The sequence below is a fragment of the Yimella lutea genome (assembly GCF_006715095.1).
Taxonomy (GTDB): Bacteria; Actinomycetota; Actinomycetes; order Actinomycetales; family Dermatophilaceae; genus Yimella; species Yimella lutea.
In genome coordinates this window covers 2,081,656-2,098,645 of record NZ_VFMO01000001.1, presented here as the reverse complement: position 1 = coordinate 2,098,645, position 16,990 = coordinate 2,081,656, and the positions used below count along the sequence as shown (strand labels likewise).

Genomic DNA, 16,990 nt, shown 5'->3' with positions numbered 1-16,990 from the left:
CCTTCGGGGTGAGGAGAGGCGGTGACTGGTGACGGTTTCGATGCGGGTGATGTCCGCCGGCGACGGCTACAAGTACCTCCTGCGCACCGTCGCCACCGGTGACGGCGGCCGGATGCTCTCCACCCCGCTGACGAGGTACTACACCGAGGAAGGCACACCACCAGGGCGCTGGATGGGGTCAGCCGTCACCGAACTCGGCAGCGGAAGCATCACTGTCGGAGATGAGGTCTCCGAGGAGCATCTTCAACGTCTGATCGGCCAGGGCCGTGACCCCGTGACCGGCCAGGCGCTCGGCAGGCAGTACCGGAACTACCCGACCGTGGCCGAGCGCATCGAGCACCGCACCGCCCGTCTCGACGCGGGCCTCCCCGTGACCGCGCGTGCAGAGGCCGTCGCTGCGATCGAGGCTGAGGAGAGCGCACGGGGCGCACGGAAGGCGGTTGCGGGGTTCGATTTCACGTTCTCGATTCCGAAGTCCGCATCGGTGCTGTGGGCGGTTGCGGATGCGGGCACGCAATCGCTGATTGCGGACGCGCATCACGCGGCGGTTGCGGAGTTGGTTGTGTTCATCGAACGCGAGGTCGCTGCAACCCGGATCGGTGCAGCAGGACGCAATGGGGCTGTTGCGCAAGCCGATGTGTCCGGCGTGATCGCAACCGCATTCGATCACTACGACTCCCGCGCGTGTGACCCGCATCTGCATACGCATGTGGTGATCTCGAACAAGGTGCAGACCGTGCACGATGGCAAATGGCGCTCACTCGACGGCCGACCCCTCCACGCCGCCACCGTCGCGCTCTCCGAACTGCATGAGGCCGTGTTCGCGGATCATCTCACCCGCGCGTTCGGGGTCGAGTGGGAAGCACGAGATATGGGTCGTGACCGCAACCCGGCCTGGGCGGTCACGACGGTGCCGGAGAAACTGGTCGCTGAGTTCTCCTCCAGGTCCAGGCAGATTGATCAGGAGAAGAACCGCCTCATCGATGAGTGCGTTGCCCGGCACGGTCGGCAACCGTCGCTTGCAACGGTCATCAAGCTGCGTGCTCAGGCAACGTTGGCGACCAGACCGGAGAAGCAGGTTCGTTCCCTCGCGGATCTCACCGGCGATTGGCGGGAGCGTGCGTCGCACCTTCTCGGTGAAGACGCCACCGGCTGGGCTCGGACCATCACCGCGAATGACGCACCGCTGCTGTTGCGCGCTGACGATATGCCCTTGGACGTGATCGACTCACTGGCCCGCAGTGTCGTGGGGACTGTGGGTGAGAAACGGTCGACCTGGCGCAGATGGAACCTCACCGCCGAGGCCGCACGCCAGACCATGCCCTACCGGTTTGCCTCCACGCAGGATCGTGAGGCGGTGGTGGGGATGGTCGTCGATGCCGCAGAACGCGTCTCGATCCGTCTCACTCCGCCCGAGCTCGCATCCAGCCCGGCCATCTTCCGCCGCCCTGATGACAGCAGCAGGTTCCGGCCGACCGCTTCTACGGTGTACTCCTCACCGGACATTCTGGCGGCCGAAGACCGGCTCCTTCAGCGCGCACGTACCCTGACTGCTCCGACGGTTCCCGTGGAGGTGATCGAGAAGATCACCCGCCGCCCGGACCGTGACGGCCGTCTCCTCGCTGACGACCAAGCTGGGGCGCTGGCCAGTGTGGCGATCTCAGGCCGATCCGTTGATGTGTTGGTCGGCCCCGCAGGGGCAGGCAAAACCACCGCCATGCGCGCGCTACGTACCGCTTGGGAGCAGGAATATGGGCGCGGCAGTGTCGTAGGGTTGGCGCCGTCTGCGGTCGCAGCGCAAGTCCTCGCCGATGATATTGGGATCACGACGGAGAACACCGCGAAGTGGTGGCAAGACCACCAGAACACGGGAGCATCCTTCCGCGAAAGGCAGTTGGTGATCGTGGATGAAGCCTCCCTCGCTGGCACGCTCTCCCTGGATCGCATCACCGAGCAAGCCGTCGAGGCGGGTGCGAAAGTGCTGCTCGTGGGCGACTGGGCGCAGCTGCAATCCGTCACCGCCGGCGGCGCATTCTCCCTCCTCGTCCACGACCGCGACGACGCACCCGAACTGGTCGACGTGCATCGCTTCATCAACGCATGGGAGAAGACCGCATCCCTCGACCTCCGCCACGGACACAGCGAAGCAATCGACGCCTACGCCGAACATGACCGCATCACCGGCGGCGACACCGAGGCGATGATCGACGCCGCCTACACTGCCTGGCGCACCGACACACTCGCGGGCGCTTCAACGGTGTTGATTGCGGACTCGAACGAATCCGTCCATGCGCTGAACCAGCGTGCCCGCGCCGATCTCATCCTCGATGGCACCGTGGATGCCCGGCGTGAAGTCGCCCTCCACGGTGATGCTCATGCCGGGGTCGGTGACACGATCATCACCCGCAAGAACGACCGACGCCTGCACACCCCGCGCGGGTGGGTACGCAACGGTGACCGCTGGACCGTGACCGGCATCCGAAACGACGGATCAATCACTGCCCGCCGCGCTGGCAGCCGCGGCACCGTAATCCTCCCGACTAGCTACGTCTCCGAGCACGTTGACCTCGGCTACGCCGTCACCGCCCACCGTGCTCAGGGCATCACGACCGACACCTCACACGTGCTCGCCGACCCATCTACGACGCGCGAGAACTTCTACGTTGCAATGACCCGCGGCCGCCAGAAGAACCTTGTCTACGTCGCTACCGACCGACCAGACGACAGTCACTCCACTCGGCATCCTGCGGATGATCCGGATGCGACCGCGCGGAGCGTGCTCTACGGGGTACTGCAACACGTCGGGGCCGAACTCTCCGCGCACGAGACGATCACCGCTGAACAAGAAGCCTGGGGTTCGATCGCGCAGCTCGCGGCGGAGTACGAGACGATCGCGCAAGCCGCCCAACACGACCGCTTCGTCACCCTTATCCGTCAATCCGGCCTCACCCGAGACGAGGCAGAAGACACAATCCAATCTGACGCGTTCGGTGCCCTTTCCGCTGAACTCCGGCGCGCAGAAGCGAACCGCCACAACATCGACGCCCTTATGCCGCGCCTCGTCGCAGCGCGCGGGTTCAGCGACGCGGACGACATCGCTTCCGTGCTCCACCATCGTCTCGCCCGTGCGACCGTCAATCCCGCAGGGTCCGGCCGCACCCGCAAAGCGCCGCGCTTGATCGCAGGCTTGATTCCTGAGGCCGCAGGACCAATGAGCACCGAAATGCGGAAGGCACTCACTGAACTACGTGAGCTCATCGAACACCGCGTAAACGCCGTCCTTGACCAAGCCATCAACGAACGCCAGGAATGGGCACTCGTACTGGGCGAGGAACCCGACGGCGCGAAGACCGCCGCCGTGTGGCGACGGCAAGCCCGGACGGTCGCCGCATACCGGGACCGTTACGGCATCACCACGCGCACACCCCTCGGCCCGGCGCCCGAGGGCGACGCGCAGAAGCTCGACGTCGCACGGGCGAAAACCGCATTGACAAGGCTCCGTGACCTCGCCAGCACCCAGGGACATGACGAGCAGTCACGGACTCCGCGGCGTGAGGGAGCGAGTCGGGGTCTGTAACCGGTTGCCCTTCCGAATGTCTCTGGTGCGGCGTAACCTTGAACGTGAGGCGGATTTCTCCTTGATATGACGCTCTTCGGGGCAGGCCGAAAGGCCACTCACACACGCACCGCCTCCGACACGCTGTCGTACATGTGAGAGGAAACCCGTCATGATCCGTCAACTCTGGACCCTCAGCGTCCACACCCGCGCATTCCTGCGCCGCTATATGCCCACCAACATCCTCCTTGACGCAATCCGCACGAGGCGAGGACTCAAGTGGGGCGTACCCGCGATGCTCCTCGCCGTGCCCTACCTCCTGGCAGCCAGCACCTTCACCACCCTCATCACCGACGGTGGCCCAGGATGGCTCAACCTCCTCGTCCTCCTCTGCCTGTGGAATACGATGAAGTTCATCATCATGGGACCCGTCAGCCTGATCCTGCTCGCTCGAGTCCGCGTGCGTGAGGCCGTTACCTTCCATGCGCAACGGCGAGCTGCGACCGATCTGGCCAAGCAGATTGTTTGAGCGACCGTTGAGGTGAAGTACAGCCTCGTTCCCATGATCAGGGAGTTGCGCAGAGATTCCGACACCGCGATGAACGACGGCGATGCGCAATAACTGATGAAAGTGCATGCAAAGTGGCATGCGCATCATGCTTACCCTTGGGGCTGGATCGTGACTCTGGAACGGACCTGAGCTCGCACCTGGCTGTACACGTCGACGTTGAGTGCAGGTGCGACCCAGAGGGAGAGCGCGACGGCGAAGTCAATCCTCTCGCCGAGTAGTCCGCCGGCTTGCTCGTAGCACTTGACCCGTACCTTCATGTTCGATCCTTGCCCGGATGCGAATGTGCTCTGCAACTCCCACGACTGACGTTGCAGGGTTGTTGCTCCACGCGTAGTGGCGTCTGAGCTGAGTCCGGTTGGTGTTCCAAGCCGTGGAATGGCGCCCTCCGGCTTGACGAAAGACAACGCAGCTTTCCGGTACTGCCGATGCCGCCAGTTGACCGGAGTGAGCCAAGCGAGGGTCGCTTCGATACGCTTGGTCTCGCGTACGTTGAGGCCATCGGGCAGCGGGAAGAGCAGTTCTTGCTCCTCGTTCGCGCCGATCGATCCGATGAAGAGCACAACAGCCTCATTCGAGGTGCAGCCCTCCGAGTAGTCGCGTATCGCGGCGCCGTTCCCGAAGGCATTCTCACCAGGGATCGGGTCATGCTCCGAATGATCTGGGGCTGCTGCTCCGTGCGCCAAAAGTGCTTTGATCGCAGAGGCTCGTTGTCTTGTGCTGATGGATACCCCGGCGGTGATGTCGGAGACCACATCGTGGAGCCGCGCTGCTCTTCTGGCGACGAGTGCCGCTGCCGGGCTCGTGCCAGAGATGTGTGTCTCTTGAAACTGGCTCGGGGTCGCCACCCGGATGCCGGGTCCGAGCGCCGAGATACCAGCGAAAGAGATCGTTTCCTGCGCGGAGATGCCGTCTCTAAAGAACACGCGACCGCCGTTAGCTGCGAGGTCTGGTTTAACACTTCGACGGTATCCACTGCCAGTCGGAGATATGGGGCTGATGGCCGGAAGTCCATCAGTGGGATCAACGGCATATCCCTGCGGATCGACTGTCGATGCGTCGCCATGAATTGCGCCGACGCTGATGGCGTTCACTGATTCAGCGGGAGCAAGAAGCCGTCGTTTGTTCTGCTGGCGGGCGATCGCATTTAGGGTCGCCCGTCGTCGCTCGTCGCCTTGGAGTCCAGCGATCTCGGTAGAGGATGCTGGGCTGAGAACGAGACTCTGGTGATTTCCCGCCGAGACGATGATGAGCACGCCGTACTGATAGCTGAGCCAGTCGATGATGCGTGCCCAAGACGAGAGGATGGTTTCGAATGGTGAGGCCGGGTCACCCACCGAGATGTTGACGATCGCGATCGTCTCACCCGCTGCTGGCTGCGCGTCTGTGCCGTCGAACAGTTCCCGGAATGCCCGCCACATCAGGTCCGGCACAAGTTCCTCGGCAGGAAGCTCTTCGATCCTGTTCTCAGTGTCGTCGGCAGGGGTCAGGATTGGGCGGACGAGTACCGGTCGCACCGCAGGAGCCTCGCCGAGGCCGCGGTCGCCCCAGACGGCCACTGACGACATCCACGTGCCGTGTCGGAGTTCATCCACGGTTGCCTTTTCGAGCAGGTCGTCGGGATCGTAAACCTCCACGCGTCCGCGCAACAGCGGGTGGTTCGCCGCAGGGGCTCCATCAAGCAGGCAGAGAACCGGATCGCCCGTGGGCAGGGCGTTATCGATCTGTCCTTGTACTTCGGTGGGCGGTCCGACGATAGGGAGGGCTTGCCCCGACACGCGCAGGTACATGACATTCGCGGATCGGACGACACGAACCGCATCGTGGTCTCCGGACGCCAGATCACGCAGCACCTTATTCGGCACGGTGCATTTGAGCCCGTGATATCCGATCTGGTCAATGATCGCCGATGCAGTGACTTGACCACCGGCCTGTTCGACCAGAGCGGTCACCTCCTGCTGACTCTGTCGCCGCTTCTGATCACTCCGGCGATACCACAACTCAATTTCGATACTCTGCGGGCGATCATCAATGTGCCCGGCGAAGTACTCGTCCCAGTCGATGGCCCGCAGCCGATCTTGTGGCCCCCACGGTCGGAGGTCTTTCAGGTGGGCGAAGAGGTCCCGGAGCTTCGAATATCCGTTAGGAAGACCTTCCGTGGTTCTCCACGTACGCCAGAGCGAAAGCAGATTCTCAAACGCGGTCTGGTTCGCACATACGGCATGCAAACATGAACCGATGTACGGGTTCCGTGGTTCCTCGCTGACAAGCTCGAACTCCTCGGTGGGCGTGATCGCGCTCTCAGCCTCGATGAGAATTTCGATGCCAAGGTTGTTGGCCACAGTAGACAAATCGATCTGCTCATCGAGCGCTTCGAAAACGAGCACTAGCTGAGGGTCAGCAGCATGGATCGAATTCGAAATTTGAACCTGATCGCCGATCGCGGCTAGCGCCTCATCAAAACGTGCATCGATCCGCCGCGAGCGTTCCTCCGGATCGGTGAACCGAGCTCGTTCACCACCGCCACGCCGCCCTGGAATCGTGCGCGGCGATGTAACTCGCCCCAGAATGACGGGCCGCTCTGTTGAGGCCCGGTCCTCCGGAGGCATTACGCCTCGCTAACGTGGGCGCGACTCGACCACTGCTTGAGTAACTGCTGCACGACCAACGTCGAGTCGGGCTCCGGCCCCGAGAGGATGGAGCGCCTTTGGACGTCCAAAGCGAACTCTTCGAGCTCAGCGAAGCTGACCCGGCCGAGACGGTCAGCAATCGTCCGAGGAGAGAGCCCAAGGTTCACTCCGCTCCGAGCCGACCATGCTTGCAGCCACTCGATCTTTCCGGCTCGTGTGGGGTTCGGCAGGTCGAGCCGAAGTTGCATGCGCCGCCAGACCGCGCGATCCAGGAGCTCGGCATGATTAGTGGCTGCAATGACGATGACGTGACTCGGAAGCCTGTCCACTTGCAGCAGCAATGAACTCACAACCCGCTTGATCTCGCCGGTCTCATGAGTGTCACCACGTTCTTTCGCGACAACGTCGAACTCATCGAAGAAGAGCACGCACGGCCTGACCCTCACCGCATCGAACAATGCCTCCATGCGGGATGCGGTCTCACCGAGGAAACTGCCGATCAGACCTTCATAGCGAACACTCAGCAATGGAACGGCCAGCTCAGTCGCGACCGCCTCGGCCAGTGAAGTCTTACCGCCGCCGGGCGGCCCGACGAACAGGAGGCGATGACGAGGCTCGACACCGTGACTGCGCAGAAGATCACGGCGGTGATGCTCTTCAATGAGTTGACTGACTGATTGACGGGCCTCGACGGGAAGAACCAACTCCGACAGTCGCCGTTCGGGTTCCTGCTCGTAGAACAACCCGCGAACTGCGTCATTCCGCGCGAGTGATGTGACGTTGGCCGCCGGGGTGGATCGCCGAGTGTGCAACGCGTCCGTCAGCTGCGAGGCAAGCACATTGTGCTTCTTGTTTTCTTCCTCGGCGATGAGAGCCTCGGCTGCGCGCCGGAACGCGAGGTCGTCACCTCCGGCGCCAGATTGAACGAGAGCCAAAAGCAGGTCTCCGCGTGCCATGCTTCACTCTCCTCTGTGTTTGTTCAGTCGACATCCCTGATCTATCCTACCGAGTGGCCATAGGTGACCGTCCGTGCGCCGCGCCGTCGGAGAGTGTCCTGTCGACTCTGGCGGTCGTTGTTGCGAGCGCACTGGTCTTCTGACTCGGTCGCGCATTGTTCGCCGCAGACCGCTCAGAGCCGGCCAACTGGATTCCCCATCCTGGCAATCCTCGCGCTCAGTTTTACCCTCGCCTCCCTCCCGGCATGGCTTGATTTGCTTCACTCGCCCCTCACGCCACATCCGCCGTCCTAATTCATGTTCGCGTGAGCCGTCGGCGACCTTGCGGACGCAGCCTGCCACCTTCGCGAACCACGGCATTGCGAACCGTCTTGTCGTCAACACCAAGCCTCTCGGCGACCTCCTTCAGGGTGAGCCCATCCGCATAGAGAGTCGCTGCGCGGACACGGCCAGCGTCGCTGAGGCCAGGAGTCCGCAGAGCGCCACCAGACCTGAGCACGAACTTCGGGATCGTGCCACGGTGAACTCCGTACTTCGCAGCTATCGAGCGAACGGGTATCCCAGCCTCGTAATCGGCGACGAGTTCGGCATGTCGCTCAGCGGTCAATCGTGTTTGAGACTTGACCGAATTTTTCGCGACCACACCTCGTGTATCGTGCCTTTCCGGGGTTCGATTCCGAGGCCCATGCCCCTCAGACCCCCTGAGAACACGGCGAATCAACGATTTCAGCGCCGGACGCTTGTTTGAGAATCGCCTGGGAAGGCCCGCTCGGAGGTCCGAGGTTCGAGTCCTCGGCCGACGGGGTACACCGGGGACGCCCGGCCGTCGAGACGTGGAGAACTTCCCGGTCCCCGGTGGCTCAACGGCAGAGCGTCCGATTGTTAATCGGCAGGTTCCTGGTTCGAATCCAGGTCGGGGAGCTGGCTCATGCACGAGCCTTGGAGGATCCAGCCGATGTGGTGGCGGCACCCGTCTTGAAAACGGACTGCCCGAAAGGGCGTGCGAGTTCGACTCTCGCATCCTCCGCACCTTCCGCTGTGCGCTGCTGGTTGCGCGGCCAGACTTTGAATCTGGCGGACGCAGGTTCGAATCCTGCCGGCGGAGCCCGTCGCACCGTGCAGGTATGGCAATCGACGAAGAAGTGATGGCGCGGTCCTTCGTCCACCACACCGCTACCGACCTGTTCGCCGGCGCAGGTGGCTCATCCGAAGGGCTACGACAGGCAGGCATCACCGTCAAGATCGCCGCCAACCACAGCGTGCGCGCAGTGGCTACTCACCAGCGCAACCACCCCAAAACCGAGCACCGGATCGCCGACCTATCCGAAACGGACTGGACCACGTTCCCGAGCACCACCATCGCTTGGGCGTCACCATCCTGCGTGTGGCACGCACGCGCCGGTGGACGCCGGCCGCTCCCCGCCGACGTTGAGAAGGCTCGTGCTTCGGCGGGCGCGATCGACCGGGCAACCGCGTTCGCCGTTATTGCGGCATCCGAGGTCCACCAGTACAAGGCGGTGATCGTCGAGAACGTCCCTGAATTTCAGGGATGGGTGCTCTACCCGCAATGGCTGGCGATGATGAACGCCCTCGGCTATCACCACCAGGAGTACATCATCAACGCCGCGGCCCTCGGCACGCCACAGCATCGAAAGCGGATCTTCATCATCTTCACGCAGCGGCCGCTCACGTTGGACCTCCCCACGATGCCGGCCGTCACCGCGAGCACCATCCTGGAAGACCTGCCCATGAAGCGAATGGACCGGCACCTGTACATCACGCCGCAGGTCCACCAGATCACCGAACGCGACACCCCGCATCTCGTGATGATGCGCCGAAACGCCCAGCCTCGCCGAGCTGACCTGCACCCGGTCGCGACCGTCACCGCGGGCGGAGTGCACCACTACCTCGCCGAACGCACCGGGACCGGCGATTGGTACCGCCGATTCACCCCGCGCGAGCTGGCAAGGGCACAGGGGTTCCCCGACTGTTACGAGATCACCGGCACTCAGGCCGAGCAGGTGCGCCAGATCGGGAACGCAGTCCCCGTGCAGGTGGCTCGCTGGATTGGCGAGCGTGTTGTCGAATCCCTTGACGGCTCGAACGTCTCGCGCGCGGGGAGTTTGGCGTAGACGGAACGACGACGGGGACCGTCGCACCGTGCAGGTATGACAATCAACGAAGGCGATATGCGCTGACGAAATCAAGTCCGGGCACGCAGTCGCGGAGTGGGATGACCCGATGTGCAGGCATGGCTGGTATCGCAGCAACGCCCGTGCTGCCGTCACCGCCGCCCTGGTCGAGGTGATTGAGGCTGAGGCACGGGTGCTGGCGCAGCACCAGATCGAGTCCCACGGGATGACGCACGGGTTACCAGACCGATGCACCTTTGACCCGTCCCTCGACACGCGCCGGCTGCTCGACGAAGTGCGAGCGGTCCGCTCAGGCCGTCGCACCGTGTCTGCATGACCACGTTTCAAGAATCCGATCACCCGCGCTCCGGCGATGGGCGATTCGCCCCCTCGTCGTCCTCCGAGTCGTCCGCGGTTCTCGAGCAAGCACCGACTCCGGTCGGTTGGCACGCCGACAACACCGACGGTGTCCCTGACGTGAACGGACGACCGTTTGCTGAGGTGTTCGCGGAGCACTTCAAGCCGTTGGATGACTTCGAATCGGAGCACGGTGAGTACGCGCCGGCTGAACGGGTCACCGCCGAACGTCTCATGGAGCACGCCGGTCTGGCGGGCCGCAACTTCGGGCGCATGCGCGGCATCAGCGTCGAGTTACGTCAGGATGACTGGACCGAGGAGGAGACGGGGCCCTTCCTGGTCGTACACACCCGTAACGGTTCCGGCAACCGGGAGCACTACGGCGAGGACACCGAACCGGGTCCGGCCTGCGACTGCACCGGTTGCGTGCAGACTTACCAGATCCCCGGCTATCCGGGCTACGTCGACGACGAGGATGACGACGGCGACTACACATACGCGAACAACTTCTTCGAGTTGCCCACGCTGCCGCCGGACGGTGACTACCCGACAGACACCGCGCAGCGCCTGCAACTAGACGAACTGAAGCGAGCCCGCGAGCTGGTCCAGACCGGGGCGCTTCGGCCGTGGCACTTTCTGGCGCGGCGCACCGATCGAGACCCGAAGCAAAGGTGGTGGCCCGGTTTCAGCCAGCCCTCCGATCTGCAGCGCGCCACGAAGGAACGCGACTCCGTCCTGGAGCAGCTCCAGGCCGAGCAGCAGGCGTTCGCGACCGCAACCCCTCCGGCTGTCCGGCCCACGGTGCGCACCAGACCGAAGATCGGTTCCCGCGGCCAGACGCTGCGTACCCGGCAGCCGATCAGGGTGCCGAGGTTCTCGATTGCCAAGAAGGAGCTCGACCAGGCCGCAGCGGATCTCGCCGAGCACGAGCGGAAGAAGGCAGAGCTCGACGCCACGTTGGCGATGGCGTCGCTACCGCCGGCCGCAGCCGACGTCATCCGCAAGGAGCGGGAGTCGTTGGCGAAGTACGCAGACCGATCGCGGACCGCAGCGTTCGACGATGCGCAGTACCGGCACGACATGGCGTGGTTCGAGGCGGCCAACACCATCGCTTCGTTGAGCGATCTGGCTCAGCGTCAGTCGGAGCGGGTCGAGCGCCTGACGGCCGCCGAGCGCAGGGACAGCGACTACAACTGGCGCAACTGGCCTGGCGACCGAGACTCCTACGAGCGCTGGAATGCCGACCACGGGCTGACCGAGAACGGCGAGAAGCCGTAGCGGCTCCCCGTCGCACCGTTGCAGCATGGCTGAAACCGAGATTCGATGCGGCACCCGCGCCGGGAGCCAGCGGCACCGCCGCCTCGCAGAACCCGTCTGCGACCCCTGCCGATTGGCTTGGAACGCATACATGCGCGAATGGAAGGCCACCCGCAACTCTGAAGCTCGCATCCGGCGCAACGCTGAACGCCGGGCCAAGGACGAACTATCCCGCCGTTACCAGCGCGAGTACGCCCGGCTGGTGGCCGACTACCTGAAACTCGTGAGCTGAGACCAAGCCCTCAGGCGAAGTCTGCTTCACCGTTCATGGCGCTGTGCCCGAGTGGTCAGGGACCGGTCTGCAATACCGGTGACGTCGGTTCGATTCCGACCAGCGTCTCTCAACTGTCCGGCCCCACGACATAGAAGGGAGGTGGCCGGTGATCTGCACATCGACCCACCTCCCGGTGGATTCGACACGCAGTAGCTGACGATTATGACCAACGTCATCGTCTACAACGCAGGCACGAAGGAAGTCCTGCACGAAGTACCGCTCAAACACGCCATCAGGATGCTCGACCGCAAGGTGGCATTCATCGTCGACGCCCACGAAGACACCTTCGGACCGCACCCGCGGCCGAAGGCGCTCGAACTGGTGAAGTACGTCTTTACCAAGTGGCTGTACGACACCACGGGACGTGTGCCGTACAGCCGCAGCGGAGTGCTGCGGCGCGACAAGCACTCGTGCGCGTACTGCGGCCGCGCCGCCGTCACGATCGACCATGTCACCCCGCGCTGTCAGGGCGGTCAATCGACCTGGTTGAACGTCGTCGCGGCGTGCTCCAAGTGCAACGGCGCCAAGAAGGGCCGTACGCCCCGCCAGGCCGGGATGAAGCTGCAGTGGCACCCGTTCGAGCCGACCCCGGCCGACCTGTTCCCGCGTCAGGCATCCCGCCGGCGCTGACCGCCGAAGGAGGCGACCCATCATGTCCATCACGAACCGTCGTCCGTTCACCCGGTCGGCGAGCAAGCCCCTGACCGCTGTTCGGGGCAGCGACCCGGTGCTGTCCGCGTACGCGCTGGATGGTCCACCGGCGCCGCACACCGACGACGTTCCGGACTGGTCGTGCTCCGGCTCGACCACGCCGGACCTGTGGTTCCCGACCACGGTCGAGCAGCTGGATCAGGCCCGCGCGGTCTGCGCTGGCTGTCCGGCACGCGCCGTGTGCGCTCAGCGTGGACTCGCGCTGAAGGCGGACGGTGTCTGGGGTGGAACGCTGCTGTCTCACGGACGACCGACGGATGAGCTGTTTCGTCCGTCCCGCGAGCCGGCGCGAGCCACTGCCTGATCGAATGCCCCGGCCGCTGTGGCCGGGGCATTCGTGTTGGTGCTGTGGTGCTCCCGCCACTCCTTCAGACAGGGTGTGCGCTCCGAGCCCGGACGGTGGGCGGCTGCACCCTGGTCCGAAAGGGAATCCCCATGATTCGACGTCGCATCCTCACCGGTGCCGCTGTGGCGGCGCTGTCCTTCACCGGTCTCGGCATGTCGGGCGCACAGGCCGCGCCTGTGCAGTCGGCGCCGGTCCAGACCGCGTGGTCCTCGTGCATGCCGACCATGCCGTACATCACCTACCCCTCCCTCTACATTGGTCAGCGTCCGTACGCGCAGACGGCGTTGGACATCCAGATCAACGGCGCCGGGTGTGAGGTTCGGGCGCTGTCCGGTTCGGTCATGAACTTGCAGAAGCGTCTGCGCGCCCACGGCTACAGCTACGTCGCGGTCGATGGTTCCTTCGGATCGGCCACCCGCAGCGCCGTGATCTCGTTCCAGCGCTCTCGCGGGCTCGTCCAGGACGGCATCGTCGGTCCCGCCACGCAGCGGTACATCGGGCTGGCATACGTCGTCGCCTGACGACCAGCTGACAACCATCGAACGTCATCGAATGCCCCGGCCACAGCGGCCGGGGCATTCGTGTCCGCCGCCATTCCATCGGGTATCAGACCGACGAACCGAAGGACTTGAACCCATGTCGACCATCGACCCCAGCGGTGCCATCCACGATGCCAAGGGCCGGTTCGCGGGCCATGTCGCCGGCGAGTCGTCCGTCGCGCTCGAAGCGCCGGCCGAGCAGTCCACCGGTGACCTGGACGACCTGGACGCGCTGCTGGCTTACCTCGGCGAGGGTCGCGAACAGGAGCAGGCCCCGCCGGAGCCTGCAGCCGAACCGGAGCCGGCACCGATCGAGTTCGCGGTCGGCACGCCGGAGTTCAAGCAGCTCGAAGCAGACCGTGACGCGCTGCGACAGTGGGGTGAGGCGTACGCGAACAGTCCGGATGGCCAGACGGCTGACGCGCTCGAGTTGGACGATCACGCGAGGGTGTTGCGTGATCGTGAGCGTTCGATGTTCCCACCGGCTGAGCTGCCGACCAAGTCCCCGTGGGGAGCGGTCCAGCAGGCGTACCAGGAGTCCCCCGGCATCGTCGGCGTGCACACCGCAGGTCACGGCGGATACAAGCTATCGCCGGAGCGCAACGCGCAAGTTCCGGCTGCGCTGCGCCGCCGCAGCGGCTGGTATGAGGAGGACTGCGAAGCGGCGATCGTGACGATGACCTTCCCGAACGAGACGAGCCGCTACAAGAACGTCGAGCAGTGGCGCCAGAGCGGCGCGCGCGACGTGCGTGATTGGTTTCCTGACGAGTTCGAGAAGGCGACCGGTCAGACGATCAAGCATGGCGAGTCCCGTGGCCGTGACGAGCAGACGTGGAACGAGCACCTGTCCGGCAACGGTCTCGGGGAGATCATGAGCCCCTCGACCCCGGACCCGGACCACCCCGGGTACAGCACCGCGCGGGTGAAGGTCCCCGGCGCCGGCGTGCGCACCTACCGGATCCCGGACGAGGAGGCGGCCAAGGCTGCTGCGTTCGTTGGTACGCCGACGTGGGGTGCCTACCGTCCGTGGTACCCGCCGGTGAGTCTGGCCGGCGGCGTGGATGTCACCGAACCGAAGCCCGTCGAGCCGGTCAAGCCGCGGGTTGCCGGGTTCGATGAGTCGAAGGTGGCGGCGTCCAAGCGGGCTACCAGCGACCTGGATAAACGTTGGCGTGCACACTCGGGCGAGGTGCGGACGTTGCGCGAGATCGGTGAGCAGGGTTTCACCGGCAAGGGCAGCATGGTCGACGGTTCCAGCATCAAGCACTACCTGTACGTCGACGAGAACGCCTACCCGGTCTCCAAGCAGACGTTCGAGGCGGCGAACGCTCCGGATGAGCGCAAGCCGTACACCGAGGCGCTGCAGCGGTACCAGATCGCTGATGCGAAGTACCAGGACGCTCAGGACACCTCGTGGTCCCGTATCGGCGCCCGGTCGCAGACGCAGGAACTGGCGCAGGCAGCACGGGAGGCTCGCAAGGAGTACGAGCATCAGCTGGCCTTGTACGAGCGCAGCGTCGGGCAACAGCCGGACGAGCAGCGGTCCGCCTGACCCGGCGAGCCGCGTCGCACCGTATGAATACCAGCCGCCAGGAAAGGCACCCCGCGACCCGGAGACCCTCACCTGGCGGCTGAGCCAATGCTAGGCCGGATTGAGCCGATTCGTCAGGCTCGTCGCACCGTGTCGGTACTTGGCGGCCATCCCGGCCGTCCGGAGGAAGGAAGAACCCATGACCGGACCCGGTCTCGGTCTCGGATTCCTCGCCGTCGGCCTGATCCTCGCACTCGCCGTGCAGGACCGGATCAGCGGTGTGGATCTGTCGATGGTCGGCTGGATCTGTGCGGCGATCGGTGTCGTTGCTCTGATCGTCTCGTTCGCGCAGACGCGTCAGCGCGCCAACACCAGCCATCACGAGGTGGTCGAGCGTCACGACGACATCAACCGTCGGGACATCGTCTGACCCTTCCAGGGCACGGGCCGGGACCTCGGGGAAGCTCTCCTCGGTGCCCGGCCCGTGTGCTTTCCACACCGGGTGACGCAACCGGCGCTAATGCGAGTTAGCGCAGTGGCTCCGGTGAACGGATGTCTGACCCGTTGAACCCCTGAGAACGCGACGAAGCCCGCCTCGACCCCTCGAGGCGGGCTTCGTCTTCCCACCAGTACCTACACCCACGACCAGGCTAATCCCTGAAGTCGCAGCGGTTTAGGGATGGACCTTCACCAATCGTCCTGCGCGCGAGCCGAACCGCGGCGGGTCTGTGCGAATCCGCTGAGCGCGGAGGCGTCCTGCGTCGTGATCCGACGGATCGGTCGGTAGGTGCGGCCGGCGAGCAGCATGCGGGTGGTCTGTTGGACGACCGGGCTCGTGGTGCGGGTCCGGCGACGCAACGGGATGACGACAGCATCGCGCTGCTCGTCGCTGTTCGAAGCGGGCATAGTTCTCCCCTTGAAGGTCAGTGGTTATGGAATGGTCAACGTCTTCCGGTAGGCGAAAAGTCCCGCCCTTGCGTAGATCTCCGACACGCGCGCGAGGCGTCGCACCGTCCAGTCATGCCTTCTTCACTCAACGTTTTCTTCCGCTGCAAGACCGTCGTCGAACTCGACGACGACTTCGATTTCCGCACCAGCCCCAAGGTCCTCATGTGGGACGGCGAGCGTGACGTTCAAGCCGCTCGCGCCGACCGTGACGACCTCACCCGGCAGTACAACGAGCGGTTCGCCCAGCTCGTCGGATTCGCCATGACTGCACCGACGGCGGCTGCGCGATGACGTACGTCCCCACTCGGGTCTACCTCGCGGGTCCGTACCGTTGCCGCGACCTCATCCGGGAACTGCGCACCGAACTCGAAGCCGGCGGCGCGTACGTCAGTACCGCTTCCTGGTTGGACGAGGACTGCGAGATCACCCCCGCGGTCACGGGCGCCGCCCCAGGTCTGTCCGATGAGCAGGTGCAGCAGTTCTCCCTGGCCGACCTGGCGGACGTCGACCGCGCGCAGTACGTCATCCATTTGACGCCTGCAGTGCTGGACGGCGGCGACCCCGGCTCCGGTGGCCGTCACGTCGAGGTCGGTTACGCCCTCGGTCGCGGCATCCCGGTCGTCACCGTCGGTGAGCCGGAGAACATCTTTGCCCGCACCGCGACGACCTGCGTGCCGGACTTCGGCGCCGCCGTGGACTACCTCGACAAGCAGCGTGCGTGGACCATGTCTGCGGTCGCACCGACGGCGGAGTGCGGATGATGCGGTTGCTGATCACTGGCTCCCGCGACTGGAGTCGGGCCGACCTCATCCATGCCGCGCTGGATGCTGCGCTGTCCGAGCTGGTCACCGGTCCGGCCGACATAGTGACACTGGTCCACGGTGCGTGCCCGACCGGAGCAGACGCGATCGCTGCCGCGTACTGGTCGCAGCTCGGCCTGCCAGTCGAGGCGCACCCGGCCGACTGGGTCAGGCACGGGCGCGCTGCTGGCCCGGTACGCAACGCCGCAATGGTGAACGCCGGCGCGCTGCTGGCCCGGTACGCAACGCCGCAATGGTGAACGCCGGCGCCGACCTGTGCCTGGCCTTCCCGAAGGGCGCTTCACGCGGAACCCGCGGCTGCCTA

The 16,990-nt window shown here is 64.8% G+C and carries 16 protein-coding genes and 4 tRNA genes; 17 read left to right on the top strand and 3 right to left on the bottom strand.

Annotated elements, in window-relative coordinates; genetic code table 11:
• The first annotated feature begins 40 nt into the window (after window positions 1–40).
• Both mobF and FB459_RS10115 read left to right on the top strand, forming a co-directional pair.
• Window positions 41–3,577: a MobF family relaxase gene (mobF, locus tag FB459_RS10120; RefSeq protein WP_141929506.1), complete on the top strand. Its 3,537-nt coding sequence runs from the start codon at window positions 41–43 to the stop codon at window positions 3,575–3,577.
• Between the two features lie 151 nt (window positions 3,578–3,728).
• Window positions 3,729–4,085, top strand: coding sequence for a sulfate permease (locus FB459_RS10115; protein ID WP_141928403.1), 357 nt, complete (start codon window positions 3,729–3,731; stop codon window positions 4,083–4,085).
• Between the two features lie 131 nt (window positions 4,086–4,216).
• On the opposite strand, the gene FB459_RS10110 is transcribed toward FB459_RS10115, so the two are convergent.
• Window positions 4,217–6,733 carry a S8 family peptidase gene (locus FB459_RS10110; RefSeq protein ID WP_141928402.1) on the bottom strand — a complete coding sequence of 839 codons (2,517 nt, stop codon included), beginning with the start codon at window positions 6,731–6,733 and terminating at the stop codon, window positions 4,217–4,219.
• The gene (locus FB459_RS10105; protein WP_141928401.1) at window positions 6,733–7,710 is read right to left on the bottom strand and encodes an AAA family ATPase; all 978 of its coding nucleotides are present in this window, start codon (window positions 7,708–7,710) and stop codon (window positions 6,733–6,735) included. Before FB459_RS10105 ends, FB459_RS10110 begins: the two co-directional genes overlap by 1 nt.
• Before the next feature lie 849 nt (window positions 7,711–8,559).
• Here FB459_RS10105 and FB459_RS10095 point away from each other — a divergent pair.
• The 12 genes from FB459_RS10095 to FB459_RS10045 all read left to right on the top strand — a co-directional run bounded on the left by FB459_RS10095 (window position 8,560) and on the right by FB459_RS10045 (window position 15,347).
• Window positions 8,560–8,631, top strand: a tRNA-Asn gene (locus FB459_RS10095).
• A gap of 20 nt (window positions 8,632–8,651) precedes the next feature.
• A tRNA-Ser gene (locus FB459_RS17310) sits at window positions 8,652–8,737 on the top strand.
• A 5-nt stretch (window positions 8,738–8,742) separates the two neighbouring features.
• Window positions 8,743–8,815 (top strand) — tRNA-Gln (locus FB459_RS10090).
• Between the two features lie 19 nt (window positions 8,816–8,834).
• Complete coding sequence (locus tag FB459_RS10085; RefSeq protein WP_211345173.1) at window positions 8,835–9,842, top strand: DNA cytosine methyltransferase; 1,008 nt, start codon at window positions 8,835–8,837, stop codon at window positions 9,840–9,842.
• A 333-nt stretch (window positions 9,843–10,175) separates the two neighbouring features.
• Window positions 10,176–11,477 carry a hypothetical protein gene (locus FB459_RS10080; RefSeq protein WP_141928399.1) on the top strand — a complete coding sequence of 434 codons (1,302 nt, stop codon included), beginning with the start codon at window positions 10,176–10,178 and terminating at the stop codon, window positions 11,475–11,477.
• Window positions 11,478–11,502: 25 nt separating this feature from the next.
• On the top strand, window positions 11,503–11,748 hold the full coding sequence (locus FB459_RS10075; protein WP_141928398.1) for a hypothetical protein: 246 nt from the start codon (window positions 11,503–11,505) through the stop codon (window positions 11,746–11,748).
• A gap of 37 nt (window positions 11,749–11,785) precedes the next feature.
• Window positions 11,786–11,856: transfer RNA gene (locus FB459_RS10070), tRNA-Cys, on the top strand.
• Window positions 11,857–11,952: 96 nt separating this feature from the next.
• Entirely contained in the window at window positions 11,953–12,420 is a 468-nt protein-coding gene (locus FB459_RS10065; protein ID WP_141928397.1) for an HNH endonuclease, read from the top strand.
• A gap of 22 nt (window positions 12,421–12,442) precedes the next feature.
• Window positions 12,443–12,805, top strand: a complete 363-nt coding sequence (locus FB459_RS10060) for a WhiB family transcriptional regulator (protein ID WP_141928396.1) — start codon at window positions 12,443–12,445, stop codon at window positions 12,803–12,805.
• 131 nt (window positions 12,806–12,936) lie between these two features.
• A complete protein-coding gene (locus FB459_RS10055; protein WP_211345172.1) occupies window positions 12,937–13,368 on the top strand; it encodes a peptidoglycan-binding domain-containing protein in 432 nt (143 codons plus the stop codon).
• 115 nt (window positions 13,369–13,483) lie between these two features.
• The gene (locus FB459_RS10050) at window positions 13,484–14,938 is read left to right on the top strand and encodes a DUF7007 domain-containing protein (RefSeq protein WP_141928395.1); all 1,455 of its coding nucleotides are present in this window, start codon (window positions 13,484–13,486) and stop codon (window positions 14,936–14,938) included.
• A gap of 178 nt (window positions 14,939–15,116) precedes the next feature.
• Window positions 15,117–15,347 (top strand): DUF6458 family protein, encoded by a 231-nt coding sequence (locus FB459_RS10045; protein ID WP_141928394.1) that lies wholly within the window; start codon window positions 15,117–15,119, stop codon window positions 15,345–15,347.
• Window positions 15,348–15,604: 257 nt separating this feature from the next.
• Here the strand turns inward: FB459_RS10045 and FB459_RS10040 are convergent, their stop codons facing one another.
• Window positions 15,605–15,823 (bottom strand): hypothetical protein, encoded by a 219-nt coding sequence (locus FB459_RS10040; protein ID WP_141928393.1) that lies wholly within the window; start codon window positions 15,821–15,823, stop codon window positions 15,605–15,607.
• A 114-nt stretch (window positions 15,824–15,937) separates the two neighbouring features.
• Here FB459_RS10040 and FB459_RS10035 point away from each other — a divergent pair, with 114 nt between their 5' ends.
• The 3 genes from FB459_RS10035 to FB459_RS10025 are packed head-to-tail and all read left to right on the top strand — an operon-like array spanning window position 15,938 to window position 16,925.
• Window positions 15,938–16,156 (top strand): hypothetical protein, encoded by a 219-nt coding sequence (locus tag FB459_RS10035; RefSeq protein ID WP_141928392.1) that lies wholly within the window; start codon window positions 15,938–15,940, stop codon window positions 16,154–16,156.
• The gene (locus FB459_RS10030; protein WP_141928391.1) at window positions 16,153–16,626 is read left to right on the top strand and encodes a TIR domain-containing protein; all 474 of its coding nucleotides are present in this window, start codon (window positions 16,153–16,155) and stop codon (window positions 16,624–16,626) included. Before FB459_RS10035 ends, FB459_RS10030 begins: the two co-directional genes overlap by 4 nt.
• On the top strand, window positions 16,623–16,925 hold the full coding sequence (locus FB459_RS10025; RefSeq protein ID WP_211345171.1) for a DUF2493 domain-containing protein: 303 nt from the start codon (window positions 16,623–16,625) through the stop codon (window positions 16,923–16,925). The genes FB459_RS10030 and FB459_RS10025 overlap by 4 nt, the downstream gene beginning before the upstream one ends.
• Window positions 16,926–16,990: the final 65 nt, after the last annotated feature.

Excerpts from the sequence above, each read along its gene's own strand:
- FB459_RS10055 (WP_211345172.1), top strand. The coding sequence starts at position 12,937 with ATGATTCGACGTCGCATCCTCACCGGTGCCGCTGTGGCGGCGCTGTCC.
- FB459_RS10075 (WP_141928398.1), top strand. The coding sequence starts at position 11,503 with ATGGCTGAAACCGAGATTCGATGCGGCACCCGCGCCGGGAGCCAGCGG.
- mobF (WP_141929506.1), top strand. The coding sequence starts at position 41 with ATGCGGGTGATGTCCGCCGGCGACGGCTACAAGTACCTCCTGCGCACC.
- FB459_RS10030 (WP_141928391.1), top strand. The coding sequence starts at position 16,153 with ATGACGTACGTCCCCACTCGGGTCTACCTCGCGGGTCCGTACCGTTGC.
- FB459_RS10105 (WP_141928401.1), bottom strand. The coding sequence starts at position 7,710 with ATGGCACGCGGAGACCTGCTTTTGGCTCTCGTTCAATCTGGCGCCGGA.
- FB459_RS10110 (WP_141928402.1), bottom strand. The coding sequence starts at position 6,733 with ATGCCTCCGGAGGACCGGGCCTCAACAGAGCGGCCCGTCATTCTGGGG.
- FB459_RS10085 (WP_211345173.1), top strand. The coding sequence starts at position 8,835 with ATGGCAATCGACGAAGAAGTGATGGCGCGGTCCTTCGTCCACCACACC.
- FB459_RS10025 (WP_211345171.1), top strand. The coding sequence starts at position 16,623 with ATGATGCGGTTGCTGATCACTGGCTCCCGCGACTGGAGTCGGGCCGAC.
- FB459_RS10080 (WP_141928399.1), top strand. The coding sequence starts at position 10,176 with ATGACCACGTTTCAAGAATCCGATCACCCGCGCTCCGGCGATGGGCGA.
- FB459_RS10035 (WP_141928392.1), top strand. The coding sequence starts at position 15,938 with ATGCCTTCTTCACTCAACGTTTTCTTCCGCTGCAAGACCGTCGTCGAA.
- FB459_RS10065 (WP_141928397.1), top strand. The coding sequence starts at position 11,953 with ATGACCAACGTCATCGTCTACAACGCAGGCACGAAGGAAGTCCTGCAC.
- FB459_RS10040 (WP_141928393.1), bottom strand. The coding sequence starts at position 15,823 with ATGCCCGCTTCGAACAGCGACGAGCAGCGCGATGCTGTCGTCATCCCG.
- FB459_RS10045 (WP_141928394.1), top strand. The coding sequence starts at position 15,117 with ATGACCGGACCCGGTCTCGGTCTCGGATTCCTCGCCGTCGGCCTGATC.
- FB459_RS10050 (WP_141928395.1), top strand. The coding sequence starts at position 13,484 with ATGTCGACCATCGACCCCAGCGGTGCCATCCACGATGCCAAGGGCCGG.
- FB459_RS10060 (WP_141928396.1), top strand. The coding sequence starts at position 12,443 with ATGTCCATCACGAACCGTCGTCCGTTCACCCGGTCGGCGAGCAAGCCC.
- FB459_RS10115 (WP_141928403.1), top strand. The coding sequence starts at position 3,729 with ATGATCCGTCAACTCTGGACCCTCAGCGTCCACACCCGCGCATTCCTG.